Annotated in this window: 29 protein-coding genes; 5 read left to right on the top strand and 24 right to left on the bottom strand. The window is 62.7% G+C overall.

What is annotated here, in order from left to right; all coding sequences use genetic code 11:
* Positions 1–66 precede the first annotated feature (66 nt).
* From J2X09_RS22485 to radA, 23 genes are all read right to left on the bottom strand, one after another.
* Positions 67–2,037 carry a polysaccharide biosynthesis protein gene (locus J2X09_RS22485; RefSeq protein WP_204734417.1) on the bottom strand — a complete coding sequence of 657 codons (1,971 nt, stop codon included), beginning with the start codon at positions 2,035–2,037 and terminating at the stop codon, positions 67–69.
* A 2-nt stretch (positions 2,038–2,039) separates the two neighbouring features.
* Positions 2,040–2,600 (bottom strand): sugar transferase, encoded by a 561-nt coding sequence (locus tag J2X09_RS22480; protein WP_204734416.1) that lies wholly within the window; start codon positions 2,598–2,600, stop codon positions 2,040–2,042.
* Positions 2,597–3,535, bottom strand: coding sequence for an NAD-dependent epimerase/dehydratase family protein (locus J2X09_RS22475; RefSeq protein WP_204734415.1), 939 nt, complete (start codon positions 3,533–3,535; stop codon positions 2,597–2,599). The genes J2X09_RS22480 and J2X09_RS22475 overlap by 4 nt, the downstream gene beginning before the upstream one ends.
* On the bottom strand, positions 3,528–4,451 hold the full coding sequence (locus J2X09_RS22470) for a glycosyltransferase (protein ID WP_204734414.1): 924 nt from the start codon (positions 4,449–4,451) through the stop codon (positions 3,528–3,530). Before J2X09_RS22470 ends, J2X09_RS22475 begins: the two co-directional genes overlap by 8 nt.
* Positions 4,452–4,453: 2 nt before the next feature.
* Positions 4,454–5,200, bottom strand: a complete 747-nt coding sequence (locus J2X09_RS22465; RefSeq protein ID WP_204734413.1) for a class I SAM-dependent methyltransferase — start codon at positions 5,198–5,200, stop codon at positions 4,454–4,456.
* Positions 5,197–5,838 (bottom strand): hypothetical protein, encoded by a 642-nt coding sequence (locus J2X09_RS22460; protein WP_204734412.1) that lies wholly within the window; start codon positions 5,836–5,838, stop codon positions 5,197–5,199. The genes J2X09_RS22465 and J2X09_RS22460 overlap by 4 nt, the downstream gene beginning before the upstream one ends.
* Before the next feature lie 64 nt (positions 5,839–5,902).
* Complete coding sequence (locus tag J2X09_RS22455) at positions 5,903–7,081, bottom strand: hypothetical protein (protein WP_204734411.1); 1,179 nt, start codon at positions 7,079–7,081, stop codon at positions 5,903–5,905.
* Complete coding sequence (locus J2X09_RS22450; RefSeq protein ID WP_204734410.1) at positions 7,081–7,755, bottom strand: methyltransferase domain-containing protein; 675 nt, start codon at positions 7,753–7,755, stop codon at positions 7,081–7,083. Before J2X09_RS22450 ends, J2X09_RS22455 begins: the two co-directional genes overlap by 1 nt.
* Complete coding sequence (locus J2X09_RS22445; protein WP_204734409.1) at positions 7,752–8,486, bottom strand: hypothetical protein; 735 nt, start codon at positions 8,484–8,486, stop codon at positions 7,752–7,754. The genes J2X09_RS22450 and J2X09_RS22445 overlap by 4 nt, the downstream gene beginning before the upstream one ends.
* Positions 8,467–9,552, bottom strand: coding sequence for a hypothetical protein (locus J2X09_RS22440; protein WP_204734408.1), 1,086 nt, complete (start codon positions 9,550–9,552; stop codon positions 8,467–8,469). The genes J2X09_RS22445 and J2X09_RS22440 overlap by 20 nt, the downstream gene beginning before the upstream one ends.
* Positions 9,553–9,614: 62 nt before the next feature.
* On the bottom strand, positions 9,615–10,742 hold the full coding sequence (gmd, locus tag J2X09_RS22435; RefSeq protein WP_204734407.1) for a GDP-mannose 4,6-dehydratase: 1,128 nt from the start codon (positions 10,740–10,742) through the stop codon (positions 9,615–9,617).
* Complete coding sequence (locus J2X09_RS22430; protein ID WP_204734406.1) at positions 10,739–11,650, bottom strand: GDP-mannose 4,6-dehydratase; 912 nt, start codon at positions 11,648–11,650, stop codon at positions 10,739–10,741. Before J2X09_RS22430 ends, gmd begins: the two co-directional genes overlap by 4 nt.
* 51 nt (positions 11,651–11,701) lie before the next feature.
* The gene (locus tag J2X09_RS22425) at positions 11,702–12,664 is read right to left on the bottom strand and encodes a KpsF/GutQ family sugar-phosphate isomerase (RefSeq protein WP_310309445.1); all 963 of its coding nucleotides are present in this window, start codon (positions 12,662–12,664) and stop codon (positions 11,702–11,704) included.
* 23 nt (positions 12,665–12,687) lie between these two features.
* Positions 12,688–13,398, bottom strand: a complete 711-nt coding sequence (locus J2X09_RS22420; protein WP_204734405.1) for a glycosyltransferase — start codon at positions 13,396–13,398, stop codon at positions 12,688–12,690.
* Positions 13,399–13,409: 11 nt separating this feature from the next.
* On the bottom strand, positions 13,410–13,955 hold the full coding sequence (gene rfbC / locus J2X09_RS22415) for a dTDP-4-dehydrorhamnose 3,5-epimerase (RefSeq protein WP_204734404.1): 546 nt from the start codon (positions 13,953–13,955) through the stop codon (positions 13,410–13,412).
* The gene (gene rfbA, locus J2X09_RS22410) at positions 13,952–14,839 is read right to left on the bottom strand and encodes a glucose-1-phosphate thymidylyltransferase RfbA (RefSeq protein ID WP_204734403.1); all 888 of its coding nucleotides are present in this window, start codon (positions 14,837–14,839) and stop codon (positions 13,952–13,954) included. Before rfbA ends, rfbC begins: the two co-directional genes overlap by 4 nt.
* 10 nt (positions 14,840–14,849) lie before the next feature.
* Entirely contained in the window at positions 14,850–15,752 is a 903-nt protein-coding gene (gene rfbD, locus J2X09_RS22405; protein WP_204734402.1) for a dTDP-4-dehydrorhamnose reductase, read from the bottom strand.
* A complete protein-coding gene (locus tag J2X09_RS22400) occupies positions 15,749–16,612 on the bottom strand; it encodes a GumC domain-containing protein (protein ID WP_204734401.1) in 864 nt (287 codons plus the stop codon). Before J2X09_RS22400 ends, rfbD begins: the two co-directional genes overlap by 4 nt.
* Before the next feature lie 38 nt (positions 16,613–16,650).
* Positions 16,651–17,721, bottom strand: a complete 1,071-nt coding sequence (gene rfbB / locus J2X09_RS22395; protein ID WP_204734400.1) for a dTDP-glucose 4,6-dehydratase — start codon at positions 17,719–17,721, stop codon at positions 16,651–16,653.
* Between the two features lie 101 nt (positions 17,722–17,822).
* Positions 17,823–18,029, bottom strand: a complete 207-nt coding sequence (locus J2X09_RS22390) for a zinc-finger domain-containing protein (RefSeq protein WP_204734399.1) — start codon at positions 18,027–18,029, stop codon at positions 17,823–17,825.
* Positions 18,030–18,039: 10 nt separating this feature from the next.
* Entirely contained in the window at positions 18,040–18,990 is a 951-nt protein-coding gene (locus J2X09_RS22385; protein ID WP_204734398.1) for a branched-chain amino acid transaminase, read from the bottom strand.
* Positions 18,991–19,044: 54 nt separating this feature from the next.
* Positions 19,045–19,503, bottom strand: coding sequence for a glycerate kinase (locus tag J2X09_RS22380; RefSeq protein WP_204734397.1), 459 nt, complete (start codon positions 19,501–19,503; stop codon positions 19,045–19,047).
* Positions 19,504–19,563: 60 nt separating this feature from the next.
* Positions 19,564–20,940, bottom strand: a complete 1,377-nt coding sequence (gene radA, locus J2X09_RS22375) for a DNA repair protein RadA (RefSeq protein WP_204734396.1) — start codon at positions 20,938–20,940, stop codon at positions 19,564–19,566.
* Between the two features lie 26 nt (positions 20,941–20,966).
* Between radA and J2X09_RS22370 the strand changes: the two genes are divergently transcribed.
* Positions 20,967–22,049 (top strand): hypothetical protein, encoded by a 1,083-nt coding sequence (locus tag J2X09_RS22370; RefSeq protein ID WP_204734395.1) that lies wholly within the window; start codon positions 20,967–20,969, stop codon positions 22,047–22,049.
* Here the strand turns inward: J2X09_RS22370 and J2X09_RS22365 are convergent.
* Positions 22,024–23,085: an NAD(P)H-dependent flavin oxidoreductase gene (locus J2X09_RS22365; protein ID WP_204734394.1), complete on the bottom strand. Its 1,062-nt coding sequence runs from the start codon at positions 23,083–23,085 to the stop codon at positions 22,024–22,026. The two genes, J2X09_RS22370 and J2X09_RS22365, sit on opposite strands and share 26 nt — an antisense overlap.
* Before the next feature lie 78 nt (positions 23,086–23,163).
* On the opposite strand from J2X09_RS22365, the gene hpaR reads away from it, so the two are divergent.
* The 4 genes from hpaR to hpaE are packed head-to-tail and all read left to right on the top strand — an operon-like array spanning position 23,164 to position 26,556.
* A complete protein-coding gene (gene hpaR / locus J2X09_RS22360; protein WP_204734393.1) occupies positions 23,164–23,649 on the top strand; it encodes a homoprotocatechuate degradation operon regulator HpaR in 486 nt (161 codons plus the stop codon).
* The gene (locus tag J2X09_RS22355; RefSeq protein WP_204734392.1) at positions 23,646–24,296 is read left to right on the top strand and encodes a fumarylacetoacetate hydrolase family protein; all 651 of its coding nucleotides are present in this window, start codon (positions 23,646–23,648) and stop codon (positions 24,294–24,296) included. Before hpaR ends, J2X09_RS22355 begins: the two co-directional genes overlap by 4 nt.
* Positions 24,293–25,078, top strand: coding sequence for a fumarylacetoacetate hydrolase family protein (locus J2X09_RS22350; RefSeq protein WP_204734391.1), 786 nt, complete (start codon positions 24,293–24,295; stop codon positions 25,076–25,078). Before J2X09_RS22355 ends, J2X09_RS22350 begins: the two co-directional genes overlap by 4 nt.
* A gap of 5 nt (positions 25,079–25,083) precedes the next feature.
* Positions 25,084–26,556 carry a 5-carboxymethyl-2-hydroxymuconate semialdehyde dehydrogenase gene (gene hpaE, locus J2X09_RS22345; protein ID WP_204734390.1) on the top strand — a complete coding sequence of 491 codons (1,473 nt, stop codon included), beginning with the start codon at positions 25,084–25,086 and terminating at the stop codon, positions 26,554–26,556.
* The last annotated feature ends 234 nt before the right edge of the window (positions 26,557–26,790 follow it).

Genomic DNA, 26,790 nt, shown 5'->3' with positions numbered 1-26,790 from the left:
CTGGTCTCCCAACGACGTCCCTTCAAGGACTTTCAAAAGCCACCGCAAGGTGGCTTTTTTTTGGACTCAGGCGCGTTCAGCCTCGGTTTCGAGCGTGCTGCTGGGAGACGAGTGCAGCCAATCGACCACCTCGCAGGCTGGTTTGTAGCCCTGCACACAGGCCTGAAGCAGCGCTAGCACGGCGGTCGTGTCGTTCTTGTTCATCGCCGTCTCCAGCGACTTGAGCACGGTCTGCAGCTCGCTCCAGGGCAGCATGTCTTCCTGCGCCTTCATGATGCGCGCGTGCTGGGTGGGTTGCGGGTTGTCGCCGATCAGCAGCTCCTCGTACAGCTTTTCCCCCGGGCGCAGACCGGTGATCTGGATCTCGATGTCACCGGCGGGATCCTGCTCGTTTTTCACCTTCAGGCCAGAGAGTTCAACCATGCGCTGCGCCAGATCGAAGATGCGCACCGGTTCTCCCATGTCCAGCACGAACACATCACCTCCTTGCGCCATGGCGCCGGCCTGGATCACCAGTTGTGCGGCTTCCGGGATCGTCATGAAGTAGCGAGTGATGTCCGGGTGGGTCAGCGTGATCGGCCCGCCTTGCTGAATCTGCTCGCGGAACAGAGGCACGACCGAGCCGCTGGAGCCCAGCACATTGCCGAAACGCACCATGGCGAAGGTCGTGGAGCTGCCTGGCTCCGCTGCCATTGCCTGCAGCACCATTTCGGCCATGCGCTTGCTGGCGCCCATCACGTTCGTGGGGCGCACCGCCTTGTCGGTGCTGATCAGCACGAAGTGGTCCGTGCCCGCTGCCTGCGCGGCCTGTGCGCACACCCAGGTTCCCCAGACGTTGTTGCGCAAGCCCTGCACCGGGTTGTGCTCCACCAGCGGGACGTGCTTGTAGGCGGCTGCGTGATAGACCGTCGCGGGCCGCCAGGCCTGCATGATCTGCGTCATGCGCGCCTCGTCCTGCACCGAAGCCAGCAGGGGAACCAGTTCCACCGGGGGGGCCTCGTCGCCCGACGCCGCAAAGAACGCCTCCAGTTCGCGGTGGATCTGATAGAGCGCGAACTCGCTGTTCTCCACCAGCAGCAGCGTGAGTGGCTGGCAGGCGGCAATCTGCCGGCAGAGTTCGCTGCCGATGCTGCCGCCTGCTCCCGTGATGGCGACCACTTTGCCGTGGATCAGCCGGTTGAGCAAAATGCTGTCGGGTTTCACCGGGTCGCGGCCCAGCAGGTCTTCGATATCAAGCTCCCGCACGTCGCTCATGGTCACGCGGCCTGCGGCCAGGTCGGACATGCCAGGCAGGGTGCGCACGTGGACCGGCAGGTGGCGCAAGGTGTCGAGGATGTCCAGGCGCCGCTGGTGCGAGATGGAGGGCAGCGCCAGCAGCACATCGGTCACACCCAGGTCGGGAATCAGCTCGGCCAGTTCGCTCGGGTCGTACACGGTGCGACCATCCAGGCTGTTGCCTTGCAGCTGGTCGTCGTCGTCGAGGAACCCGATCAGCCGGTGTTCGCTGCCCCGTGAGAGTGCCGCCGCCAGTTGTCGGCCTGCCAGGCCCGCCCCGTAGATGAGGATGCCGGGCAGGTGCTCACGCTGCAGGATCGACCGGTAGAGGTCGCCCAGCCAGTAGCGCACCATCACGCGGCTGAAACCGACGGCCAGCAGCAGCAATAGAGGCTGGATCACACCGACGGTACGGGGCACGCCGGGGATGCCGATCACCGTGAAGACGGTGGCATAGAACAGCGCGTACAGGACCATTGCCTGGGTCAGGCTGACCATGGCGTTCCAGCCGGCGTAGCGGAAGATGGCCCGGTACAGGCCAAAGCGGATGAATAGCGGCAGGGCGATCAGCACGGAGCCCATGATCGCCAGTCCATGCGCTGGTGTGAGCTGCACCCAGTGCTCAAGACGCAGGCAGAGTGCCAGCCAGACGGTGAATGCGCACAGCGCGATGTCCACCAGCACCGCGAGCAAGCGTTTGCCCACGCGCGGCATGTGCAGAAGCGCAGCGGCGGCGTTGCTTCGATGATCCCTGTTTTGCATTTTTAGTGGGCCACGCCATCACGGCGCAGCACTTTGACAAACGTCATCCAGAGTATGCGCACGTCAAACCACAGGCTCTGGCGCCGCAGATATTCTGCATCCAGCGCGACCTTCTGTGGAATCGGCAGTTCGTCCCGGCCGTTGACTTGTGCCCAGCCCGTCAACCCCGGCACCAGTTCGTGCACCCCCTGTTCGGTGCGCAGGGCGATCAGGTCGTCCTGGTTGAACAGCGCCGGGCGGGGGCCGACGAAGCTCATATCGCCCTTCAGAATGCTCCAGAGCTGGGGCAGTTCGTCCAGGCTGCTCTTGCGCAGGAAGGGGCCGATGGGCGTGAGGTAGCGCGAAGGATCGGTGAGAAGGTGGGTGGCCACGGCGGGCGTGTCGGTGCGCATGCTGCGGAACTTGGGCATGCGGAAGATGCGGTTGTGGCGGCCGACACGGTCGGACCAGTAAAGCGCCGGGCCTTTCGAGGTGAGCCGGACGGCAAGGGCGGTGAGCGCAATCGGCACCATCAGGATGATGCTGGCCATCAAAGCCAGGAACACGTCGAAGAGTCGTTTCATTTCTCGAATGCCTTGGCGGTGTCGCGCAACCCTTTTTCAACCGTGATTTCGGGCTTCCATCCAGTCACACGCGAAAACCGGGAGGCGTCGACCTGAAGAGGTGCTGCCAATTTGTCAAATAGGGCCCGGCGTCCCAGGAGAAATGCCGCGATCTTCAACAGCAGGACGGGCACGTTGATCACGCGAGCTCTGCTTGCATGAAGTGAGCCGGCGAGGATCCGTACGACTTCGCCAACGGTGATATCACGCGCATCGGCCACAAGGAATGTTTCCCTATCGAGTCCGGGGTGGCGAGCTGCGGTGATCAACGCGTCGGCCAGATTGACGACGTGAATGAAGCTGCGAGGCGCATCCAGGGCTCCCAAGGGTATCCAGCGCGATGTGGCGGCCAATCGAACCAGTTTCCTGAAATTGCCCGGGCAGCCGGGGCCATAGACCAGAGGCGGTCGAATGATTGTCAGTTCGGTTGGGCTTCCTGCCAGCAATTCGCCCAAGGCCTGCTCCGCTTTCCATTTGCTCACAGCATATGGTTCGGTCGGAGCGGGCTCGTCGGTATCGAGAAAGGGCTTCGCCGAGTGGTTCCCGTTGACACCGATGGAGCTGACGAATACGAAACGCTTGACGCCAGCGGCCATGCAGGCGCGTGCCGCATACAGTGCCGTATCGATGTTGGCGGCTTCAAACAGAGCTTCATCCTGGCCTGGATGAGATGCCTGATGGGCTCTTCCCGCCAGATGGATCAATGCCTCCACCTCGGAGAGATGGGCGGCGAGTTCGGCTGTGCGGGCGTAGTCGGTTATCGCCACATTGCGCGCACCAGCAATCTCCAAGGGCTGGCGCGAGATCGCTACCGGCGTCTCCCCTGCCGCCAGCAAGCGGCCAATAAGAACCCGGCCGATAAAGCCGCTGGCGCCGGTGACAGCAATTTCACTCACGGGGCATCACCAGAAAAAGCACGGCCAGCATCAGGCATTCAGACAAGCGCCGACGGCACTCTCGTGCACGCAGAATCAAACGCATGCGGTCCACCACGTTCAGGCGCCGAAGTGACTTCACCACGTCATTGGCGACGCCTGTCGCATCGGCAATCGCCAGAACATCCCTGCGGTAGGCGCCTGATCGTACGAGTTTCCACCGGTTCATCGCTGCACGCCATCCGGCATTGACGCCAATCTCATTGTGTCCATGTTGTCGATACAGCATGAGCGCCTGGGAGTCGATGTGCCATCGGCCGCCGGTGGAGCGAACAAATGCATATATGAGCCAGTCATGGACCCAGATCGACTGCAGGCGATCGAAATGTTCCATCACGAACGCCTTGAGTTTCAGGAACACGTGCCGTGGCAATACGAAGGTGCACCCCGGCCCCGGAGACTCGAACAGATGATCCATGGCCCGCTGGGGCTGAGCCTTGTCGATCAATTGCCGGCGGCCGTCGGGCCAGACCGCAGTGACATTGCTGGAGTAACCTTGTGCCGCCATCGCATTCAAGCACTCGATGCCCCGAACCAGTTTGCCTGGAAGCCAGATGTCGTCCTGGTCGGACAGCGCGAAAAAGTCTGCGTTGCCTGCTTGAGCATCCCTGATGAGACGCAGAAAATTCCTGTGAGCACTGCCAAAGCGTCCGGTCGCGGGCGGGAGAATTTCAACCGGTGCGCTCGATGCCCATCGCTGGAGCACTTCCAGGGTGTTGTCCGACGAGCTGTCATCGCTGGCCACGAGTGATACACGAACACCTTGCTGTCCCAGGACGCTTTCCAGCTGCGCGTCCAGCCAGGGCGCACCGTTGAAGGTGGCCAGCAGCACGCGCACGTGCGGGGTCTGTTCATGGAGCGAATCGGGCCGCGGCATGGTCACTTCTGGGCAACCACCACGAGCTGCGGGATGTGTGCGACGTAGTCCCGGCTTTCCTCGAGACGCGCCGTCCGAAAGCCAACCTTCCGCAGGTCTTCGAGAATCTGATGCCTGGAGTGATGCCAGAACACGGGAACTGTGCCAACGCCCGTGACCTGGCTGTCGTGGTACTCCTCTTCCTGAAGCCACTGCAATGAACCGTTTGAAGTGAGGCGGCAGATGGCTTGTGTGTGCACGGTGTCAAAGAATGGCACGGTCATGACAAACCAACCCTGCGGACGAAGCACTCTGAAAACCTCCGAAAAACCCGCAAGATAGTCCGGCACATGCTCGAAGACTTCCGTGCAGGAAATGAGATCAAACGTACCGTCTGCGAACGAAAGCCGTTGTACGTCCTCGTTGCGCACACCGTCGACCACCTCACCCAAGGCCGACGGGCCAAAGTACTCAGAGCACTCGAAGTTTGCAAACCGTTGCTTGAGGTATCGGTGCACCGCGCCGTGATAAGACAGCTCATAGACCGCACTGGACTCGGGGTTGAGGGCCAGGCGCTGGATTTGAGCCACGGTGGCCAGGGAAATGGCCGTTGATTTGCAGTTCAGGCAGCGGATCGAACGCGACTCCGGGCCAGAAACAAGAAACCGCGTTTTGCGCATGCAAGACACACAGTGCCGGGAGGGTGCTGAAAACTGACCCTTGACGACCGAGCCAAGAATCTCGGAAAGATATTTGGTGTATTTGTTCACGTGCTGCTCCTCGGGGCGGGTTGATCTGGCAGAGGACGCGATGCGTCGCAGGTCGAGGTCAATTGGTTCATGCAGCGTTCGAGCGTGAGTTTCATCGACTTTATCCGCCTGTTTGCATCGGGGTGGTTGCGAGCGCAGCACATTCGCATGATGCGCAGGCGTTCGCGTGGCAGCTTCATGGACAGCGTCAGAAATGCGGTGCTGGGGAGACCGATGGCGGCAGAAATGGGCAGGGTGTCGGACAAGGTCATCAAGGGGCCCAGTACACGCACATCGAGCGAGTCAGGCAGTTCAAGCCCAGCGAGCCCTCCTGACAAAAGCACAGGACGGTGTCTGGCAATGGATGTGATCGTGCGCGCATAGAGGCGCGTCAGATGCGCTGTATCGAAAGTCGTTTCCTTGGGTGTTTTCACGATGACCAGTACAGGCGCGCTGCTGTCGAACCGGATGCGCTCTCCCCAGGGTTCGATGCACTCCGTGAAAGGGATTTCATGGATCAGTGGCTGGCGGCTCAGGCTTGGAAACCCGACATGTCCAACGTAGTTGCTCGCGTCCTCCATGAAGAAGCGGTGGATCGAATCACCCAGGCCGTCGCTGTAGGTGAAGTAGCGCACGCGAAAGAACAGCGCAACGAGCATGCGGATTGCGCGCGAGTTGGATCTGGGAATGCCGATCAGCAACTTCGGTTGGGCAAGGAGGTGTCTAGCTATCACCCAGCACGCGTTCATCAGAGACCATGGGCTCCGGGCCTTGACCCGGAGCGAGACCATTGATGTGACGCCGGGGTACTGTGGCAGCGCGTCCTCCCGAAAAAGGTACTGAGCGATTCGCTCGTAATGTCCGATGAGAGAGACCACGATGACGCGCTGAGAAGAGTATGAGAACGGCGTAGACGATGAGGACATGTCGCTCATTGAAAAAGGGTGGAAAACCGAAAAGAAGGGCCATTGCAAAAAGCACCGCCGCCGATCTTCCAAAGTTGGACGGCACCATCGCCACCCGCAACAGGAAGTAGAGCGCCCCAGCGAGACCTGCGATACCCCCATACCAGAGAAAATCCAGCGCGATGCTGTGAAAGCTGCGAACGCCTTCCTCGTTGCTCGCGCTGATCAGTCCCGTGCAAACGCCATAGGCGGAGTCACAGATGGGAAAGTTGGAGAAGAAGTTGGACCACAGCGCTGCGCGATCTGCGGTGAACCCCACACTGGCGATGCCCGCAGCCGTCAATGCCGTGGCCAGGAGCAGCAACACGGGTATCACCAACCGCGGTGCGACCCTGAACAGCGCTGCGTATAGCATGCCGAACTTGTTCGTACCCAGGGCGGCGACTGCCAACATCAGGGAAATGTGGAGCTTGAAACGCGTTCTTCCACGAAAGTACGGGCCCTGATACAGCAGGAAAATGAACACGGCGTACGTCAGTGAACGAGGATCTATCCGATAGTCGTCAGGATTCGTGCCGAAGGCGGATCCTTCCGAGGACAGGCCCAGATGAGGCGCAAGACTCGATGTGAACAACAACGCCAGGAGCAGGCATGCGATCGCAAGCGATGCCCACGATCGGGGACCGATCACGCGAGGATGCGGTAACAGCATGCCGTTGAGCAACCCCATCAGGTACAGCGTCAACACCAGGGCATTCGTTGGACTGTGCGCGGCCCATTGCACTGCAATCAAGCCCATGAGGACCAGCAACTCCACCTTGAACGTGGTGATCCGCCTGCCCAGTTCGCGCAAAGGTGTTGAAACGAGCAAAAGTAATATCGACGTCGCGAACATGTCGGGCCGTTCCAGGAAAACGCCCAGCAGCATGAACGCCAAACCGAGGTGCTGCACCCACCGGCGTCTGCTGCCTCGTTTTCGCGCCAGGGGCGCCTCCATCAGCGTGCCCTGAATACGCTGGCCATCACATGGGCAATGCCGCGCCCCAGCCCCAGCACGTTGCCTGGCATTCCCTTTCTGGCACGGCGGCGAATGGTTGGAGGTTGGTAGCGCAGGGCGGCCTCGCTCTTTGAGACAGCAACACCCATGTCGCGAAACGGAATGTGGCTGGCGGGGTAACGGAACACGGCATGCTTCGTCAATCCGACCTCTCGACAGGCCTTCACCACTTCAGCCGCGCTCCAGAGGTAGCGGTGTGTCTCGTAGTCATAGCCCGCCCATTGATTGCCCCAGAGCATTGACGACGCCGGGCCGCGGCCGAAGCGGTTGGTTGCACGGCTGGGAGCAAGGATCGCTGTGAGACGCTCCAGCACCGTCAGGAAGAAAACGGGGTTGCGGGAGGGCATTTCCAGATACAGCACCCCATCTGGCGAGAGAAGTTCGGAGAACTTTTCGAGCAGCCGAAGACCATCGTAGCGCGTGAAATGCTCCATGCCATGCACCAGGATGATCTCGTTCAATGTGCCCTTTGCGTAGGGCAACTCGAACACATCGGCCAACACATCAGCCACACAACCGGAACGAGAATCGTCCCCGGCTTCAAAGGGGTATTTGTCAATGTTCACATACCCTTGGAGGTAAACGCCTCCACAACAAACATGAATCTTGTTCATCGGCGCAACAGTACCCTGAGGTCGTCAAGCAACATGGTTGAAGAATTCTTTCGCATGCCTTTGAGGTGCAGTATGTGCCGGCCTCTGTCCAGTTCGTAAAGGGGGTTCGATGAACGCACACCACGATGTTTGCAGATATCGAAGCAATGCTTGTTGAACTGCAGTACCGAGGTGTAAATATATGAATCTGTCCACTCGTTGAATTCGAACAGTTCCAAGGATTTGTAGATGTCAAGCACCCGTTCGAACATGACGCGCCCCAGGGCGCCTCTGAAGTTGATGAGACCCGTTTCGGCATGCAGCTGCTTGTGTGCCCGGCCCAGGAAAGATACCGCGTGCGTCGGCGAGAACAAGGTTGATAACCACTGATCGAAGCCCTCCTTGAGCATGGAGTCAGCGTCCAGCCAGGTGACGGGATCTTCATCCGGGAACACCTTGTACGCTTCCTCCATGGCGAACACCTTCCATGAGAAACGCGCCGCCTGCCAGCGGTAGTCGCCTCGATGAAGGTCGAGTTCATCCTCGCGTGCGCGGATGTTCGCCATGTGTTTCAGACTGTCGGCGCTGAAAGGAATCACGCTGTACTTTTCACCCAGATTGCTCTGAAAGGGCGCGACATCTTCGGGATTGACCACCACAACGAGGCGGCGATCCGTGAATGCGGACCAGGTACCGACCGTGCTGTGGCCGTATTCATTCATCAGCTTGGTGTTAAGCGTTGTGACGAGCATGGGTGGAGGAGAGCCAATAGAAGATAAAAGTGGAGCCAGGCAGCGCGACGTAAGCGATGAGCGAGGCCCAGCTCAGAGTGTTCGTCAGCCATGCGATGAACAGAAGCCCGGCACAGGTGATGGAAATGATGCTGGAGCCAATGGCGACAAATGATTGACCACGCCTTTCCAGCGCAATGTACATCTCCGAGAGGGGCAGCAATCCCGCACATGCCACGATGGTCAACCACAACAGGGATATTTTCTCTTGCGGCAAGAATGGCTGTGATGCCAACCACGGGACCAACGCCAGCATTGCAATGAGATACAGAATCTTGATGGCGCGAACTGCCTGCCGCCAGCGAACGCTTCGCACGAAATATTTCTCGAAAATCGAGTTCGCCCCACCCACAAGTTGTTCGATGACCAAAAAGCTGGCGATCAACGGCCCCAACAGCGTTGTCAGACCCACTTTGAGCCCCGCCGAAACGATGCGGGACACGCCATAGGCGAGCCCCAGAGGCGAAAGAAGGGTGGATCGACCGACCGACTCTGCATTCGCATGCCAGGGCAGGCTTCGAAAATTCATGGCGAATTCGATGATCGCCCCCAATCCGATACCCAACAAGGCCAGCGTGAGCTCCGAAAACCACACTGCAGCGCCGGCGAATGCCACTTTCACGCCAACCGATACCAACTTGCTGCGAATCACACTGGATTTGTCGGGCTGGACGTAATACCAGGTCGAAGAAAAGGTCTGGGCCGTCGCGCCAATCGTGCCAAACAGGAGAAACAACGCCAGCAGCAACAAGGGTTGTGTCGACTCCTGCAGGAACAACACGGCCGCTCCGAGCGGCATGTTGAGTGCGGTAGACGCCACCGTCTTCACAATCAGGTTGCCAGATGCGTCTGTCAGCCCCGCGTTGATCAGCTTCACATCCCCCGTCAGCATCAATCCTGGTAGCACCGCCGTGACAATCATGACCAGGGCGAATGCCTTGCTCAGATCGCCCGGCGCAACCAACAACACAGCCGATGCCTGAGCGGCGGCGGCGAGAGCCTCTGCTCCGATCAGTCTTGCTCGCAAGTGCCTGCCTCCGCCACGCAAGATGGAGCGCCGGGCGATGCAATGCGCGCTACAGCCACGATTCAGTGCTCCTGGGGCGAGGGAATCTGGTAGCCATGCCGCACCAGAAGGGCGCTGCGTTGGGCCGCTTGCAGGTCATGAGCCACCATCTCGCTGACCATTTGTTCGAAACTGGTTTCGGGCACCCATCCCAGCTCTCTGCGAGCCTTGCTGGGATCTCCCAACAGGGTTTGCACCTCGGCGGGCCTGAAGTATCGTGGGTCGATGCGCACGACGGGTAGGGGGCCCGAGCCCTGGCCGGATGCCTCGCGTGCTGCGTCGGATGGGTTCAGCCAGAATGCCACTTCATCGACACCCGAGCCACGCCACTCCAGCTGCATGCCGAGTTCAGCGGCTGTGCGTTCGATGAAATCACGGACGCTGAACTGGACTCCGGTGGCAATCACATAGTCCCGCGCCTGTTCCTGCTGGAGCATCAGCCACTGCATGCGAACGTAGTCGATGGCATGGCCCCAGTCGCGCAGTGCGTCGAGATTGCCCATGTAAAGACAGCTGTCCAATCCCAGAAACACGTTGGCAAGGCCCCGCGTGATTTTGCGCGTGACGAAGGTTTCACCCCGACGGGGACTTTCATGATTGAAAAGAACCCCGTTGCATGCATACATCCCATAGCTCTCGCGGTAGTTGACCGTGATCCAATAGGCATAGAGCTTTGCCACGCCATACGGGCTGCGGGGATAGAACGGTGTCGTTTCGCGTTGAGGAGTTTCCTGCACAAGCCCATACAGTTCGCTGGTGCTCGCCTGGTAGAAACGGGTCGTGTTTTGCAGTCCCAGCAGTCGAATGGCTTCGAGGAGCCGCAGGGTCCCCAGCGCATCGACGTCTGCTGTGTATTCCGGACTCTCGAAACTCACCGCAACATGGCTCTGGGCCCCAAGGTTATATACCTCATCGGGCTGGATCTGTTGAACGATCCGCGTCAGATTGCTCGAATCGGTGAGGTCTCCATAGTGCAGGAAGAGTCGATTTCCAACAGTGTGCGGGTCCGCATAAAGGTGGTCGATTCTTGCTGTATTGAACTGGCTTGCCCGACGCTTCAGCCCGTGGACTTCGTAACCCTTTTCCAGAAGCAGTTCAGCCAGGTAGCTTCCGTCCTGGCCGGTGATTCCAGTGATGAGTGCCTTTTTCATGTGGTGTATTTCCTCAGCTGATAAGTCAGCAAGTCATTGAGCGTGTCCGCGAGCGGGATCTTTGGTGCCCAGCCTGTCTGTGCCCGCAATTTGGATGCGTCTCCTACCATTCGCAGCAGCTCGACTGGCCTGACAAGCGTGGGGTCAACGTGGCAGTCTACGTTGAGGTGGGCGGCTCGGATCAACGATTGCAGTATCTCGTCCAGCCGGCGCTCCGTTCCACTGCAGATGTTGTAAATCTCCCCAGGTTCGCCGTGGCGCAGGAGGGCGAAGTAGGCGTCGATGACATCCCTGACATCCAAAAAATCACGTGTCACATCGAGCCTGCCGGTCGCCAGGCGAAGTGGTTCACGACCAGTTGCCATTTTTGCGATCGAATCGACAAAGCGTGCCACCGCAAAGCTGGTCTTCTGATCACGCCCCAGATGATTGAATGGACGAGCGATGATGGTGGCGAATCCCGCAAACCGTGCCCATGCCATGCATGCGCTTTCGGCGGCCAACTTGCTGGCCGCGTAGGGATTGGCAGGCAATGGCTTTTGCCTCTCATTCACGGGCAACGAGTCTGCATCCACATGGCCGTATACATCGCCAGAGCTGATATAGAGGAGACGGCCGGTGAATTGACGTCTGTGCAGGACCTGCAGCAATCTCACGGTTCCCATCACATTGCTGTCGAAGGTGGCCAGTGGCTCGGCAAAGCTGGTTGGTACATGCGATTGCGCGGCCAGATGAATGACGTTGTCGAAAAACAAACCGGACAACGACGCTTCGATCGCTTCGATCGAATCCAGCGAGAACCCATCCTTGGGGGGTACGCAAACCACATCGCCAACCATCCCCTCAGCTGCGCAAGCAAACAGATGACGCCCGACGAAACCCGTATGTCCGGTGACGAGAACTCTCATTTCAGAAGCTGCCTCAGATTGAGCTGTAGCCGAACTGGATAGGGTTCCCGGCTAGACAACGCCAGCCTGGAGCAACAATCGCATGTTCACAGCGCCGACCAGGCGGCCTTCATCGTCAACAACCGGCATTGACGATATCTTGTGTTGTTCCATCAATTCGACAGCTTCCACGGCAAGCCGGGATGCTTCGATGGTGACGAACTTTCTCGCGATCACCTCGCCCAATGTCACGGTTTTGATATCGATATCACCGTCGAGCGCCCTGCGCAGATCGCCGTCCGTAAACACGCCCACCAGTGCGCTTTCCCCACTCAGAACGTTCACGAAGCCGAGGCCGGCTCGAGACATGTTCACCAGGGCCTCACGGATCGTGGCGCTCTCCCGCGCGGTTGGAATGCCTGCACCGGAGACCATGACATCTGCGATCGACACCAACAACTTGCGGCCCAACGTTCCGTGGGGGTGTGTCACCGCAAACATTTCAGCGGTGAAGCCACGCGCCTGCAGCAGGCACATCGCAATCGCATCACCCAACGCCAGTGCAAGCGTGGTGCTCGCAGTCGGCGCCAAACCCAACGGACATGCCTCGCGATCGACCGATGTGTCAATGACCACATCAGCATGTTGTGCAAGCGCAGAGTCGGCTTTTGCGGTCATGGCCACGACAGGAATTCTGTGGCGCTTCATGTACGGCAACACGCGCAACAACTCGTCGCTTTTGCCCGATTGAGAGATCGCGAGAACCACGTCGTGCGGAGTCACCATCCCCAGGTCGCCATGGGCCGCTTCCGCTGGATGGACGAAAAGCGCTGGCGTCCCCGTGCTCGACAGCGTGGCCGCAATCTTCCTGCCAATGTGTCCTGACTTCCCCATGCCGATCACGACGACGCGGCCGCCTCCCGAACACGAGAACAGCAGGTCCGTGGCCGACAGAAAGGCCGTTCCCAGTCGTGCCCGTGCGGACAGGATGGCGGCGGCCTCCACCTCCAGCACTTGACCGGCCAGAGCGATCAACTGCTGATTCCCAGGGAGGGTCGTCACTTGGTGTTCTGCCTTTGTTGGCAGAAATTCATGCGGTCATGCTCCGCAAACCACTCCTGCGAAAAATCCACGTTGCGGTACTCGTGGAAGTAAGGTCCACCGATCGTCCAGTGAACGTTGTGAACGTCCGAAGGAGGCTCTGCGTACTCACCCACGAGCCAGTTCCATCGGACATCGAGTGCGCCGATTTGTTCGTCGCGCAGCCACTGGAAGCGGTGCAACTCCATCGGAGACGCCGTGTTGACGTACTCCGGTGTTACCGAGCGATTGGCCGGATGTTCACAGTTCCACACGACGACCGACGACCAGTTTTTTCTCGGGTAGCTGTACTGCACCGTATTGAGGAACTTGATCTCGTCCTTGGGTGTGTAGTCATGCTGGACGACATGGACAGCTTTCGAAGGATCGCCAGCGGCGAGTTCAAACAGCTTGGCCACATCCGTGCGAAGCATCATGTCGCAATCAAAGAACGCCGCCATTCCCTGGTACCCACTCAGGTACGGTACCAGGAATCTGGTGAAGGAGAACTCGTTGGATTGCTTGGGGTCCCGCTCGCGTGTGTAAATGTCTTTCAGGTTGGCGATGTTGAGGGGCACTATCGCCACGGGTTTGGAACTGCGGTGCAGGATGGAATGAGCCATGGTGTGCCAGGACACGCTTTCAACAGGGTCATATCCAATAAAGATTTTCAAGATGCTTGAATCCATTGCGCGCCTCTCTAAATAAATACCTCTGCACTCGCAAACGAAAGACCCGCCATGTCTTTTGCCGAAAGCTGGGGTTTGATGCTGGATGGCCACTCGATGCCAATCGCCGGATCGCTCCAGAGAATGCACCGTTCGTGCGTGGGTGCGTAGTAGTCGGTGGTCTTGTACAGAAAATCTGCCGACTCACTCGTCACCAGGAAACCGTGTGCAAATCCCGCTGGGACCCACAGTTGCCTGTGGTTCTCGGCGCTCAGTTCAACGCCTACCCATTTCCCGAACGTTGGAGAGCTTCGTCGGATGTCCACCGCCACATCGAACACCGCGCCTCGAACGACACGCACCAGTTTCCCCTGGGGTTGCAGAAGCTGGTAGTGCAACCCGCGCAGAACGCCCAGGGTGCTGCGGCTGTGGTTGTCCTGTACGAAGTTCACATCCAGGCCGGTGGCCTCCTTGAAGGCTCTCTGATTGAAACTCTCGAGGAAGAAGCCTCGCTCGTCACCGAACACCCTGGGTTCGATGACCAGCACGTCGGGGATGGCGGTGGGTGTGACTTTCATCGGTGTACAGAATCGTTGAGCAGGCGCACAAGGTATTGGCCGTAGCCGTTCTTGAGCATGGGGCGGGCAAGGGCTTCAAGCCGGGCCGCGTCAATCCATCCGTGCCGCCAGGCGATCTCCTCGGGGCAGGCGATCTTCAGACCCTGGCGATGTTCCAGCGTGGCGATGAACTGGCTGGCCTCGAGCAGGCTGTCGTGCGTACCGGTGTCCAGCCACGCATAGCCGCGCTGCATGATCTGCACATTGAGAAGGCCGAGGTCCAGGTAGGCCTGATTCACGGCGGTGATCTCGAGTTCGCCACGCGCGCTGGGCTTTACGGCCTTGGCAATGTCCACGACTTGCTGGTCGTAGAAATACAGACCCGTTACCGCGTAGCTGCTCTGTGGTTTGACAGGTTTTTCCTCGATGCTGCGGGCCTTGCCGTGGGCATCGAAGGCCACCACGCCATAGCGTTCGGGGTCGTTCACGTGGTAGGCGAACACGGTCGCACCGCTGGCCTGCGCGTCGGCATCGGCCAGCAGCGTTGTGAAGTCATGGCCGTAGTAGATGTTGTCGCCCAGGACCAGTGCACTGGGACTGTTGCCCACGAAGTCGGCGCCGATGATGAAGGCTTGCGCCAACCCGTCAGGGCTGGGTTGCACCGCGTATTGCAGGTTCATGCCCCAGGCGCTTCCGTCGCCAAGCAGTTGCTCAAAGCGCGGCGTGTCCTGCGGCGTGCTGATCACCAGCACGTCACGGATGCCCGCGAGCATCAGTGTAGTCAGCGGGTAGTAAATCATCGGCTTGTCGTACACCGGCAGCAGCTGTTTGCTGATGGCCAGTGTGGCAGGGTGCAGGCGGGTGCCAGAACCACCGGCCAGGATGATGCCTTTGCGTTGTGTCATGTTTCTCGTCTCACAGGATTTCAGCAAGCATACGCCGCACGCCGCGTTGCCATTCCGGCAGATGGAGTCCAAAGGTGTCACGGAAACGGGTAGTGTCCAGACGTGAATTCAGCGGGCGGCGCGCAGGCGTGGGGAAGGCGCTTGTGGGCACGGGTGCCACTTCCTGGGCCTGGATCACAAGGTCGGGTTTGAGGGTGCGGGCTGTGTCCAGAACAAACCGTGCGTAGCCGTTCCAGGAGGTTTCTCCCGCGGCCGCCAGGTGATATGTGCCGCAGCATGCTTCGTCACGAAGCGCCTGGCGAATGGCATGGGCTGTCGCATCGGCGATCAGTTCGGCGCCGGTGGGTGCACCGAACTGATCGTCGATCACGGTGAGCCGATCGCGTTCCTGTGCCAGCCTCAACATGGTTTTGGCGAAGTTGCCTCCCCGAGCCGCGTAGACCCAGCTGGTGCGGAAGATCAGGTGCCGACGGCCAGCCGCAGTGATCGCATGTTCGCCATCCAGCTTGGTTCGACCATAGGTGCTCAGGGGGCCGGTCGGCGCATCTTCACGGCGTGGCGCGGTGCCACCGCCGTCAAAAACGTAGTCGGTCGAGTAGTGAACCAGCAATGAGCCCACCTCATGCGCGGCTTGGGCCAGCACACCGGGGGCGAGCGCGTTCAGAGTCTGCGCTGCATCGGGTTCGCGTTCCGCCTGGTCCACTGCGGTATGCGCGGCCGCATTCACAATGACCGTTGGCCTGAGTTGCAATACAGTACGGCGCAAGCCTTCCAGATTGCCGAGATCGCCACAGCCTCCGTCCTTGTCGGTGCTGTGCCGGTCCAGCGCGACGAGCTCGCCCAGCGGAGCCAGGCTTCGTTGCAGTTCCCAGCCAACCTGGCCATTTCGCCCCAGCAGCAGGATGCGGCTCATCGACCGAGCCCGTATTTGCGCTTGATCGCATCCAGCCGGCGCTGGTGCGGCTCAAACGTGCTCGAGGTGACCCAAAGCTGCTTCAGGAAGACAAGGAGCAGCAAGAAGATGCCGACACCCACCGCACCCACCGCTGCGGACAGGCCCTTCTTGGGGGCAACAGGTCGCTTGGGCAGCGTCGGGGGTTGCAGCAGGTCCTCATCGGTCAAGCCCCGCATCTTTTTCTCGACGTTGAGCAGGTTCTCCTGCATGCGCACCTGGGCCGCAGAGAGGCTGGAAATGGACTCGGCAAGCAGTCCCATGTTGCCGGCAGGGGAGGACTCGTCCAGGAGTTTCTGCGCTGTCCTGCTGGTCGTCTGGAGCTCAGTGATCTGTTGCTCCAGGGAGACCTTCTGGGCTTCCAGCCGCTTCAGTTCGGCGCCCTTGGGCCTGAGGCCGGAGAAGGTCTGGCTGAGTATCTCGCTGGCCATGCTTTGTGCTGCGCCTGGCGAGTTGGCTGTCACGGTCAAGGTGACAAGCTTGTCGTTCCGTCCCACCTGGGTTGAGACGCGCTTCTGCAGATCGATCCGCGCCTGCTCGGCATCCTCCTCCGACAGCTCTTTCAGGAACCCGAGGTTGTTCAAGGAGGCGTCGAGGACCGTGGCGGTGGTCATGTACGACGCAACGTCAGCCTCTGCGCGCAATGTGGCTGTGCTTTCGTAGTGCTGCGGAACAATGAACATGACGCCATACACCAAGGCGCCAGCCAGGAGAGGCCCCAGGATCAAAAGCCGAATGTTCTCCGCGAGCGTCAACAAGACGTCGAAAAGATTGATCGTGTCATCAAAGTCGCCGGCGTGCGCTGGACGGTGTTGATCCATGGGTTTGTGGTTGCTTCTCTTTGCGGGGACGGTGTGGTTCAGCCAGTGATCTCGGCCGCGTACTGTTTCTGCACCCACTGCCGATACGCACCACTCTGCACGTTCGCCACCCAGTCAGCGTGGTCCAGATACCACTGCACCGTCTTGCGGATACCAGTTTCGAAGGTTTCCGCGGGTTTCCAGCCGAGTTCGGCTTCCAGTTTGCGGGCGTCGATCGCGTAGCGGCGGTCGTGGCCGGGGCGATCCTTCACGTGGCTGATCTGTGTGGTGTATGAAGCGCCGTCGGCACGCGGGCGCAGTTCGTCGAGCAGGGCGCAGATGGTGCGGACGATCTCGATGTTCGGTTTCTCGTTCCAGCCGCCGACGTTGTACGTCTCACCGACCGTACCCGCGTCAAGCACGCGGCGGATGGCGCTGCAATGGTCCTTCACATAGAGCCAGTCGCGCACCTGCATGCCGTCGCCGTACACGGGCAGGGGCTTGCCCGCGAGTGCGTTGACGATCATGAGCGGAATGAGCTTCTCGGGAAAGTGGAAAGGGCCGTAGTTGTTGCTGCAGTTCGTGGTCAGCACCGGCAGGCCGTGGGTGTGGTGCCAGGCCCGCACCAGGTGATCGCTGGCGGCCTTGCTGGCGGAGTAGGGGCTGTTGGGCTCGTAGGCGTGGCTTTCGGTGAAGGCCGGTGCGTCGGGCGACAGGCTGCCGTAGACCTCATCCGTGCTGACATGCAGGAAGCGGAAGGCGGCCTTCTCGGCCTCGGGGAGGCCCAGCCAGTGGGCGCGCACCGCCTCCAGCAGGCGGAAGGTGCCCAGGATGTTGGTCTGGATGAAGTCCTCGGCACCGTGGATGGAGCGGTCCACGTGGCTCTCGGCCGCGAAATGGATCACGGCGCGGGGCCGGTGGTCGGTCAGCAGCCGGGTCACCAGCTCGCTGTCGCCGATGTCGCCCTGCACGAAAAGGTGCCTGGCATCGCCCTGCAGACTCGCCAGCGTCTCGAGGTTGCCCGCATAGGTCAGCTTGTCGAGGTTGACGACCGGCTCATCGTGGAGCGCCAGCCAGTCGAGCACGAAATTGGCGCCGATGAAGCCGGCGCCACCAGTCACGAGAACCATCGGAAATCCCTCAGGTGTTGATCTTGAGGCGCCACCCCCGGCGCCCTGCACCCTGCATTATCTTCGGTCTTCCGGGGCTTCCGGCCGACCGCCGTGTTCCTTTAGTGACCGTGTGAAACGGTCTCGCCAGCCTTGAGCTGGTACACGGTGCCGCAATACGGGCACTTCGCCTCGCCGGTGGCGGCCACGTCCAGATACACCTTGGGATGGCTGTTCCACAGCTTCATGTCGGCCAGCGGGCTGGGGCAGAACACCCCGCCATGGGCGTTGAGGTCGGAGGCCTTGAGTTCAACGGTGGTCTTGCTCATGGCGTGTTCCTCAGACCTTGGCCAGCCAGTGGGCGTACCTGGGATTGCGGCCATTCACGATGTCGAAGAAGGCGCTCTGCACCTTTTCGGTGATCGGGCCGCGTGAACCGACGTAGTCGGCCTTGCCCAGCTCGATGCGGTCGAGTTCGCGGATCGGGGTGACTTCGGCGGCCGTGCCGGTGAAGAAGGCTTCGTCGGCGATGTAGACCTCGTCGCGGGTGATGCGCTTCTGCACGATCTCCAGGCCCAGGTCCTTGGCAATGTGGAACACGGTGTTGCGCGTGATGCCATTGAGCGCGCCAGCGGACAGGTCGGGCGTGTAGATCACGCCGTTCTTGATCACGAAGATGTTCTCGCCCGCGCCCTCGCTCACGAAGCCGCTGGAGTCCAGCAGCAGGGCTTCGTCGTAGCCCTCGTCGGTGGCTTCCATGTTGGCCAGGATGCTGTTGCTGTAGTTGCTCACCGCCTTGGCCTGCGTCATGGTGATGTTGACGTGATGGCGGGTGTAGCTGCTGGTCTTGACGCGGATGCCGCGCTTGAGGCCTTCGTCGCCCAGGTAGGCGCCCCAGGCCCAGGCGGCGACCATCAGGTGGATGGTGTTGCCCTTGGGCGAGACGCCCAGTTTCTTGTCGCCAATCCAGGTCAGCGGGCGGATGTAGCAGCTCTCGAGCTTGTTCTCTCGCACCACGGCCTTCTGCGCTTCATTGACCTCGTCCTGCGAGAACGGGATCTTCATGCGCAGGATCTTGGCGCTGTTGAACAGGCGTTCGGTGTGTTCCTCGAGCCGGAAGATGGCCGTGCCGCCCTGGGTGTTGTAGGCGCGCACGCCCTCGAAGGCGCCACAGCCGTAGTGCAGGGTATGGGTCAGCACGTGGATCTTGGCGTCGCGCCAGTCCACCATCTGGCCATCCATCCAGATCTTGCCGTCGCGGTCGGACATCGAGGGAACGATGGGGCTCATGGGGGTCCTTGGGTAGTTCGTCGGAGGGCAGTCCGGGCTGCCAAACCGGCGATTTTACGGCGTCGGCCCGCCGGCCCCGGGGTCCGCCGGGCTGCTGGTGGCCGGAGCCGCCTGTGCCTCCCCGGTTTCGGGGCGTTCCAGCTTCCAGCGCACCAGCTTGCCATTCAGGAATTCGGCCGTCACGGTGGAATCACCGTTGTCGCGCCATCGGTAGACCTCCGGCTGCGCGCCTTCCTCAGACAGCCGCTCACCGAGCGAGCGGGTGATGGCCATCACGTGCATGAGGGTGACGCCGGGCTTGAGCTTGACGTTGAGCATGACGGCGCTGCCCACGTGTCCGATCGGTCGTTCCGAGGCGCGTTTGAGCACCGTCATGAAGCGGTTGAAGTGCAGCAGCAGCCACATCGTCAGGCCGCCGGCGACGGCCGCCACGCCGGGCCAGCCGTAGGTGCGGTGAGAGAGGTAGAGCAGGCCGAGGCCGGCCGCAAGGTAGAGCAGTTTCTGGAATGGCATGGGGGTGATTGTCGGCGCTGGCTCCCGCAGGCGCTTTGCGGCTAGTACGGATAGAGCGGGTCAGGCCAGGCTGCGGGCCAGTTCCATCGCTTCCTCGATGCGGTCGACGCCGTGCACGGTGAGGCCTTCGAAGGCCTTGTCGTTCTTGCGCGGCAGGTTGGCCTTGGGTACCACGGCCACACTGAAGCCCAGCTTGGCGGCCTCCTTGAGCCGGTCCTGCCCGCGCGGTGCCGGGCGGACCTCACCGGCCAGGCCGACCTCGCCGAACGCCAGGAAACCCTTGGGCAGCGCCTTGCCCCGCAGGCTGGACGTGATGGCCAGCATCACCGAGAGGTCGGCCGCAGGCTCGCTGATGCGAACGCCACCCACCGCGTTGACGAACACATCCTGGTCCATGCAGGCCACGCCGGCATGGCGGTGCAGCACGGCCAGCAGCATGGCCAGGCGGTCCCGGTCCAGGCCGACCGAGAGGCGGCGCGGGCTCGGCCCCCCGCTGTCCACCAGTGCCTGGATTTCCACCAGCATCGGCCGCGTGCCCTCCAGCGTCACCATGACGCAGCTGCCGGGCACGGGCTCCGAATGCTGTGAGAGAAAGATCGCGCTCGGGTTGCTCACGCCCTTGAGGCCTTTTTCCGTCATGGCGAACACGCCGATCTCGTTGACGGCGCCAAAGCGGTTCTTGATCGCGCGGATCAGGCGGAAGCTGCTGTGGGTGTCGCCTTCAAAGTAGAGCACCGTGTCGACCATGTGTTCCAGCACGCGTGGGCCGGCCAGCGCGCCTTCCTTGGTGACGTGGCCCACCAGAACGATCGCCGTGCCACTGGCCTTGGCCGCCCGGGTGAGGTGGGCGGCGCATTCGCGCACCTGCGCCACCGAACCGGGGGCGGAGGTGAGCTGCTCGGAGTACACGGTCTGGATCGAGTCGATCACGGCGATGGCCGGTTGTGTGGCGTCCAGTGTGGCGAGGATCTTCTCGAGCTGGATCTCGGCCAGCACGCTGACCTGCGAACCGTCCAGACCCAGGCGGCGCGAGCGCAGCGCCACCTGGGCGCCGCTCTCCTCACCGGTCACGTAGAGCGTCTTCAGCCCGCTGCGCTGCAGCGAGTCCAGCGCCTGCAGCAGCAGGGTGGACTTGCCGATGCCCGGGTCGCCGCCGATCAGCACCACCCCGCCTTCCACCACGCCGCCGCCCAGCACGCGGTCGAGCTCGTCGTGGCCGGTGGGCGTGCGCTGCACGTCGGTGGCCTCGATGTCGGCCAGGGTGGTCACCTCGGCGGTCTTGGCAAGTGCGGCGAAGCGGTTCTTCGAAGGCGCGGCCGACTCCGCCACCGATTCGACCAGCGTGTTCCAGGCGTTGCAGTGCGGGCACTTGCCCAGCCACTTCGGGCTGGCGCCGCCGCACTCGCTGCAGATGTATTGGGTTTTGTCTTTGGCCATGTGCCGGGCAATATAGTCGACACCCCATGTCCCGATCCGATTCCCGCGCCGCCGCCCTGCACGTGCTGCCCTCCGTCACGCAGCCGCCGTCGGCCGCAGCGCGCGCCTACAACCTGCAACTCACCCGCATCGACAAGCTGCGCAGCCAGCTCGCCGAGATGGAGGCCCTGGCGCAGCGGCATCGCCTGGCGCTGCACGGTGCGGTGGAGCCACTGCGTCGGCAGGTGGCGCGCGAGCAGCGCGCGCTCGCCCTGGCGCTGGACGGGCACCTGCAGGGCAAGTGGCTTAGCCGCGTGCAGGCCGACACCGCGCGCACCGTGCTGCGCCAGCTCGCCCGGGTGCTGGCCGAGGCGGGCGATGCTGCCATGCGCGAGCTGCACGACCGGCACAGCCCGCGCACGCTGGCGCAACTCAGGCAGGACGCGGCAGACGCGCTGCGGCAGCGACTGGAATCCGTGCTCGGGGAGCCGCTGGAGGACGAGGGCCAGAACCTCAGCGCGGAGCAACTGCTGCGCGCCGGCATGGAACGCCTGCGGCAGGCGCAGGAAGATGTGCGGCAGCACCGCCGGGAAGCCGCCCAGGCCCGCCGCGCGCGAAAGACGCCGGGCGCCTTGGCGCGCCAGGCCGAGGAGCACGATGCCGACACCCTGCTGCGCCGGCTGTTCCGGCAACTGGCCAGCGCGCTGCATCCGGACCGCGAGACCGACCCGCAGGCTCGCCTGCACAAGACCGCGTTGATGAGCGAGGCGAACGCCGCCTACGAGAAGCGTGATCTGGTGGCGTTGCTGCAGATCCAGGCCCGCGCCGAACTGGCCGACCCCACCGCGGTGCAACGGCTTTCCGACGAACGCCTGGCCTTGCTCACGCTGCTTCTCAAGCAGCAGGTGGCGGGGCTGGAGCGGGAGCGCGCAGCGCGCCAGGGGGCGCTGGCCCATGAGTTCGACCTGCCAGAGGGCGTGTCCATGAACGCCAATACCCTGCTGCAGAGCCGCATCGACCAGACCCGGGCACTGGAGCGCGCGCTGGCGCAGCTCGCGCAGGACCAGGCGCAGGTGGACGACCCGGTCCGTCTCAAGCGCTGGCTCAACGCGCGGCGGGATGGCCCTTGAAGCCCTGAACCAGTTCGCCCACCAGTTCGGCCGCCGGCACATCGCGGCAGTGGCTCGCGTTCTGGCCAGACCACAGCGGTGAAAAGTCGCCGCTGCCCTTGGCCTCCCAGTGCGCGCGCAGTGGCGCCATCGCCGCCGTGGCCAGCGGGAAGGCGGGCGCGACGGGGTTCATCGGGCCGAGTTCGCGCATCACCCGGTTGACGATACCGCGCGCCGGGCGGCCGGTGAACAGGTGGGTGAGGGCGGTGTGGTGGGCCGCCTCGCTCTGCAGCGCCGCGCGGTGCAGCGGGCTGGTGGTCGCTTCCGGGCAGCACAGGAACGACGTGCCCACCTGTACGCCCGAAGCCCCCAGCGCCATGGCTGCGGCCACGCCCGCCGCATCTGCAATGCCACCGGCCGCGATCACCGGCACGCCCACCGCCGCCACGATCTGCGGCAGCAGTGCGAAGGTGCCGCTCTGCGTGGTGAGGTCTTCCGAGAGGAACATGCCCCGGTGTCCCCCCGCCTCGATGCCCTGGGCAATGATGGCGTCGGCCCCGAAGGCTTCGAGCCAGCGTGCTTCTTCCACCGTGGTCGCCGACGACAGCACCACGCTGCCCCAGCTCTTCACGCGGTCCAGCAGGTCCAGGTCGGGCAGGCCGAAGTGGAAGCTCACCACCTTGGGACGGAAGCGTTCCAGGATGTCGGCAGCCGCGCGGTTGAAGGGCACGCGGCCCGCGCCAGAGGGCACGCTGTCGAGGTCCAGCCCGGCCTCGTGGTAGTAGGTCGACAGCCACGCGCGCCACGCCGCCTCACGCGCGTCGTCCGGTTCCGGGGGCGCGTGGCAGAAGAAGTTCACGTTGTAGGGCCGCGAGGTGCCGGCGGCCAGCGCGACCAGTTCGCGGTCCATTGCATCGGGTGCCAGCATGGCGCAGGGCAGCGAACCCAGCGCACCTGCGTTGCTCACTGCCACGGCCATGGCAGCCCCTTGCACACCCGCCATGGGCGCCTGGATCAAGGGATGTTCGGTACCGAGCAGGGTGGTGAGTGCGTTCATGCGCGCATTCTCCCCGGGCCTTCGTCCCGGGTAAACCCTTGATTTGTTTCCAGAATAATCATTTAATATATTAAATAAATGAGCGACGACACCCCTTTCATCCACCGCAACCTGCCCCGCCTGCTGCTCGAGGCGCGCGAGGCGGTGATGCTGCACACCCGGCCCAGCCTGCGGCAGTTCGGCCTGTCCGATCAGCAATGGCGCGTCTTGCGCGTGCTGGGTGAGCACGCCCAGTTGCCAGGCGGTGTGGAAACGGGGCGCGTGGCCCGGGAAGCCTTTCTGCTGGGCCCGAGCCTCACCGGTGTGCTCACCCGCATGGAGCGCGATGGCCTGATCGAGCGCAGCCGTTGCCCGCAGGACGCGCGGCGCACCGTGGTGCGCGCCACCGCGGCAGGGCTCAAGCTGGTGAAAGGCCTCTCCAGCACCATCGAAGCGCATTACGCCTGGATGGAGCAACGCCTGGGCAAGGCGCGGCTGGCGCAGTTGTATGCGCTGCTCGACGAGGTGATCGCTCTTGAACAACCCATGAACCACGCCGATGGCCTGGAGGAAGACGCCGCATGAACCCCGTTCCCTGGATGCCGGCCGGCACGGTCTATGGCACCCTGCTCAACTTCCGGCGCGAACACGCGCTGTGGGCGCCGCGCATGAACGACGCGCCGTACAAGGCCCCGCCGAAAGCGCCGGTGCTCTACATCAAGACCGCCAACACCTTCACCCCAGCGGGGGGTGACATCACCCTGCCGGTGGGGGCGCCCGTGCAGGTGACGCCCTCGCTCGGTCTGGTGATGGGCGATGCAGGGGCGTACGGCGCGGTGCTGTTCAACGACGTGTCGGTGGTGCACGAGAGCTACTACCGCCCGCCGATCAAGGCGCATTGCGTGGACGGCTTCCTCGGTGTGGGCGGTGAATGCGTGCCGCTGGCGCAGTTGGGGGGTGCTGCTGGCCTGGTCGGGCTGCAGATCGAATTGCACATCAACGGCGTGCACCGGCAGACCACCGTGCTGTCGGAGCTGGTGCGCGATGCGGCCACACTGCTTTTTGATGTGGGCGAGTTCATGGCGCTGCGCCCCGGCGACGTGCTGATGCTGGGCACCGACTGCCTGGCCGATGGCACCCGGCCGCTCGTGCACGCGGGCGACACCGTCGAGATCACCGCCCCGGGCTTCCTGCCTGTGCGACACAACTTCGTGAAGGAGGCGACCGCATGAAGCGCGCCCGCATCGCCTGGGCCGGCGCGGTCCATGACGCCGTCGAAGCCGGCGGCCAGCTCGAACTGCTCACTCCGGCATTGAAAGGTCGCCACGTCGCATTTGAAGACGCCGTCTGGCTGCCGCCGCTGCAACCCCTGCCGCCGCAACGTCCGCGCACCGTGCTCGCGCTCGGCCTGAACTACGCCGATCACGCGAAGGAGCTCGCCTTCAAGGCGCCCGAAGAACCTCTGGCTTTCGTCAAGGGCGAGGCCTCGCTCACCGGCCACCGTGGCTTCACGCTGCGGCCGCCCGGCGTGACCTTCATGCACTACGAGTGTGAGCTCGCTGTCGTCATCGGGCGCACCGCGAAACATGTGAAGAAGGCCGACGCGCTGGATTTCGTGGGCGGCTACACCGTGGCGAACGACTATGCCATCCGCGATGTGCTCGAGAACTGGTACCGCCCCAACCTGCGCGTGAAGAACCGCGACACCTGCACGCCCATCGGGCCCTGGCTGGTGGACGCCGTCGACGTGCATGAACGCCACGGCGGGCCCATGAACCTCGCGCTGCAGACCACGGTCAACGGCAAGGTCACGCAGCAGGGGAACACGCGCGACATGATCTTCGACGTGCCCACACTCATCGAGTACTTCAGCTCGTTCATGACGCTGCAGCCCGGTGACCTCATCCTCACCGGCACGCCCGACGGCGTGGTCGATTGCCAGCCCGGCGATGTGATCGTCACGTCCATCGAAGGCATCGGCGAACTCACCAACACCATCACCCAGCACCCTTGAACCCCATGACGACGATCCAGCACCTCATCAACGGCAAGGCGGTCGCCAGCGCCAAGACCTTCGAGACCCTCAACCCCGCCACGCAGGACGTGCTGGCCGAGGTCGCGGCCGGCGGTGCCGACGAGGTCAACGCCGCCGTGCAGGCCGCCAAGGATGCTTTTCCGAAGTGGGCCGGCCTGCCTGCCACCGAACGCGCCAGGCTCGTGCGCAAGCTGGGTGAACTGATCGCGGCGAACGTGCCCGAGATCGCGCGGACCGAGACCAACGACAGCGGGCAGGTGATCTCGCAGACCGGCAAGCAACTGGTGCCGCGCGCGGCCGACAACTTCAGCTACTTCGCCGAGATGTGCACGCGCGTCGACGGCCACACCTATCCCACGCCCACCCACCTGAACTACACGCTGTTCCACCCGGTGGGCGTGTGCGCCCTCATCAGTCCGTGGAACGTGCCTTTCATGACCGCGACCTGGAAGACCGCACCCTGCCTGGCGTTCGGCAACACAGCGGTGCTGAAGATGAGCGAACTCTCGCCGTTGACGGCCGCGCGGCTGGGCGAGCTGGCGCTGGAAGCGGGCATTCCGCCCGGCGTGCTCAACGTGGTGCACGGCTACGGCAAGGACGCCGGCGAGCCGCTGTGCGCGCACCCGGACGTGCGCGCGATCTCCTTCACCGGCTCCACGGCCACCGGCAACCGCATCGTGCAGAGTGCGGGCCTGAAGAAGTTCAGCATGGAGCTGGGGGGCAAGAGCCCGTTCGTGGTCTTCGACGACGCCGACCTGGACCGCGCGCTCGACGCCGCGGTGTTCATGATCTTCAGCAACAACGGCGAGCGTTGCACGGCGGGCAGCCGCATCCTGGTGCAGCAGAGCATCTACGCCGATTTCGTGACCCGGTTCGTCGAGCGCGCCAAGCGCATCGTGGTGGGCGATCCGCTGGACGAGAAAACCATCGTCGGCCCGATGATCAGCCAGGCGCATCTGTCCAAGGTGCGCAGCTACATCGAGCTGGGCCCGAAGGAGGGCGCCACGCTGCTGTGCGGTGGGCTGGACCGGCCGTCCTACGCGCCGGAGCTCTCGTCGCGGGTGGCGAAGGGCAACTATGTGTGGCCGACGGTGTTCGCGGATGTGGACAACCGCATGCGCATCGCGCAGGAAGAGATCTTCGGCCCGGTGGCCTGCATGATCCCGTTCCGCGACGAGGCGCACGCGATCGAACTGGCGAACGACATCCAGTACGGTCTGTCGAGCTATGTGTGGACGGAGAACATTGGCCGCGCGCACCGGGTGGCGGCGGCGGTGGAGGCGGGCATGTGTTTCGTCAATTCGCAGAACGTGCGGGATCTGCGGCAACCTTTCGGTGGAACGAAGGCGAGTGGCACGGGGCGTGAGGGTGGCACCTGGAGTTATGAGGTGTTCCTGGAGCCCAAGAACATTGCGGTGTCGCTGGGGTCGCATCACATTCCGCATTGGGGTGTTTGAGATGTTTTCGTTTGAAGGGGTTGGCGGGATTGGGGAGGGCAGGGCGCTCTGCTCCGCGAATGTCCTCCGGCGGCTGGAGCCGCCTCCCCCTTTATTTCGCTGCGCAGAGCGCCCTGCCCTCCCCAATCTTGCGAGGTGTATGCAAACCGACATTGGCATGCGCGCCTCGGAGTGGGTTGGCCGCTGGGGGTGGCTGCCGCAGCGACATAAGAGGAGGAGACCCGGCGAAGCCGG

The sequence above is a fragment of the Hydrogenophaga laconesensis genome, assembly GCF_031457235.1.
GTDB lineage: Bacteria > Pseudomonadota > Gammaproteobacteria > Burkholderiales > Burkholderiaceae_C > Hydrogenophaga > Hydrogenophaga laconesensis.
Note: the sequence above shows the minus strand (reverse complement) of the source record. Positions and strands in the feature narration are given on the sequence as shown.

What these genes read in the sequence shown, in the direction of transcription:
- J2X09_RS22365 (WP_204734394.1), bottom strand. Translation starts at nt 23,085, where the DNA reads ATGAACGCACTCACCACCCTGCTCGGTACCGAACATCCCTTGATCCAG.
- gmd (WP_204734407.1), bottom strand. Translation starts at nt 10,742, where the DNA reads ATGAAAAAGGCACTCATCACTGGAATCACCGGCCAGGACGGAAGCTAC.
- J2X09_RS22455 (WP_204734411.1), bottom strand. Translation starts at nt 7,081, where the DNA reads ATGGAGGCGCCCCTGGCGCGAAAACGAGGCAGCAGACGCCGGTGGGTG.
- hpaE (WP_204734390.1), top strand. Translation starts at nt 25,084, where the DNA reads ATGACGACGATCCAGCACCTCATCAACGGCAAGGCGGTCGCCAGCGCC.
- J2X09_RS22430 (WP_204734406.1), bottom strand. Translation starts at nt 11,650, where the DNA reads ATGAGAGTTCTCGTCACCGGACATACGGGTTTCGTCGGGCGTCATCTG.
- hpaR (WP_204734393.1), top strand. Translation starts at nt 23,164, where the DNA reads ATGAGCGACGACACCCCTTTCATCCACCGCAACCTGCCCCGCCTGCTG.
- J2X09_RS22385 (WP_204734398.1), bottom strand. Translation starts at nt 18,990, where the DNA reads ATGAGCCCCATCGTTCCCTCGATGTCCGACCGCGACGGCAAGATCTGG.
- rfbB (WP_204734400.1), bottom strand. Translation starts at nt 17,721, where the DNA reads ATGGTTCTCGTGACTGGTGGCGCCGGCTTCATCGGCGCCAATTTCGTG.
- J2X09_RS22445 (WP_204734409.1), bottom strand. Translation starts at nt 8,486, where the DNA reads ATGCTCGTCACAACGCTTAACACCAAGCTGATGAATGAATACGGCCAC.
- J2X09_RS22420 (WP_204734405.1), bottom strand. Translation starts at nt 13,398, where the DNA reads ATGGATTCAAGCATCTTGAAAATCTTTATTGGATATGACCCTGTTGAA.
- J2X09_RS22390 (WP_204734399.1), bottom strand. Translation starts at nt 18,029, where the DNA reads ATGAGCAAGACCACCGTTGAACTCAAGGCCTCCGACCTCAACGCCCAT.
- J2X09_RS22485 (WP_204734417.1), bottom strand. Translation starts at nt 2,037, where the DNA reads ATGCAAAACAGGGATCATCGAAGCAACGCCGCCGCTGCGCTTCTGCAC.
- J2X09_RS22350 (WP_204734391.1), top strand. Translation starts at nt 24,293, where the DNA reads ATGAAGCGCGCCCGCATCGCCTGGGCCGGCGCGGTCCATGACGCCGTC.
- J2X09_RS22450 (WP_204734410.1), bottom strand. Translation starts at nt 7,755, where the DNA reads ATGAACAAGATTCATGTTTGTTGTGGAGGCGTTTACCTCCAAGGGTAT.
- rfbA (WP_204734403.1), bottom strand. Translation starts at nt 14,839, where the DNA reads ATGACACAACGCAAAGGCATCATCCTGGCCGGTGGTTCTGGCACCCGC.
- J2X09_RS22470 (WP_204734414.1), bottom strand. Translation starts at nt 4,451, where the DNA reads ATGCCGCGGCCCGATTCGCTCCATGAACAGACCCCGCACGTGCGCGTG.
- J2X09_RS22370 (WP_204734395.1), top strand. Translation starts at nt 20,967, where the DNA reads ATGTCCCGATCCGATTCCCGCGCCGCCGCCCTGCACGTGCTGCCCTCC.
- rfbD (WP_204734402.1), bottom strand. Translation starts at nt 15,752, where the DNA reads ATGAGCCGCATCCTGCTGCTGGGGCGAAATGGCCAGGTTGGCTGGGAA.
- J2X09_RS22460 (WP_204734412.1), bottom strand. Translation starts at nt 5,838, where the DNA reads ATGCTCGTTGCGCTGTTCTTTCGCGTGCGCTACTTCACCTACAGCGAC.
- rfbC (WP_204734404.1), bottom strand. Translation starts at nt 13,955, where the DNA reads ATGAAAGTCACACCCACCGCCATCCCCGACGTGCTGGTCATCGAACCC.
- J2X09_RS22355 (WP_204734392.1), top strand. Translation starts at nt 23,646, where the DNA reads ATGAACCCCGTTCCCTGGATGCCGGCCGGCACGGTCTATGGCACCCTG.
- J2X09_RS22480 (WP_204734416.1), bottom strand. Translation starts at nt 2,600, where the DNA reads ATGAAACGACTCTTCGACGTGTTCCTGGCTTTGATGGCCAGCATCATC.
- radA (WP_204734396.1), bottom strand. Translation starts at nt 20,940, where the DNA reads ATGGCCAAAGACAAAACCCAATACATCTGCAGCGAGTGCGGCGGCGCC.
- J2X09_RS22380 (WP_204734397.1), bottom strand. Translation starts at nt 19,503, where the DNA reads ATGCCATTCCAGAAACTGCTCTACCTTGCGGCCGGCCTCGGCCTGCTC.
- J2X09_RS22400 (WP_204734401.1), bottom strand. Translation starts at nt 16,612, where the DNA reads ATGGATCAACACCGTCCAGCGCACGCCGGCGACTTTGATGACACGATC.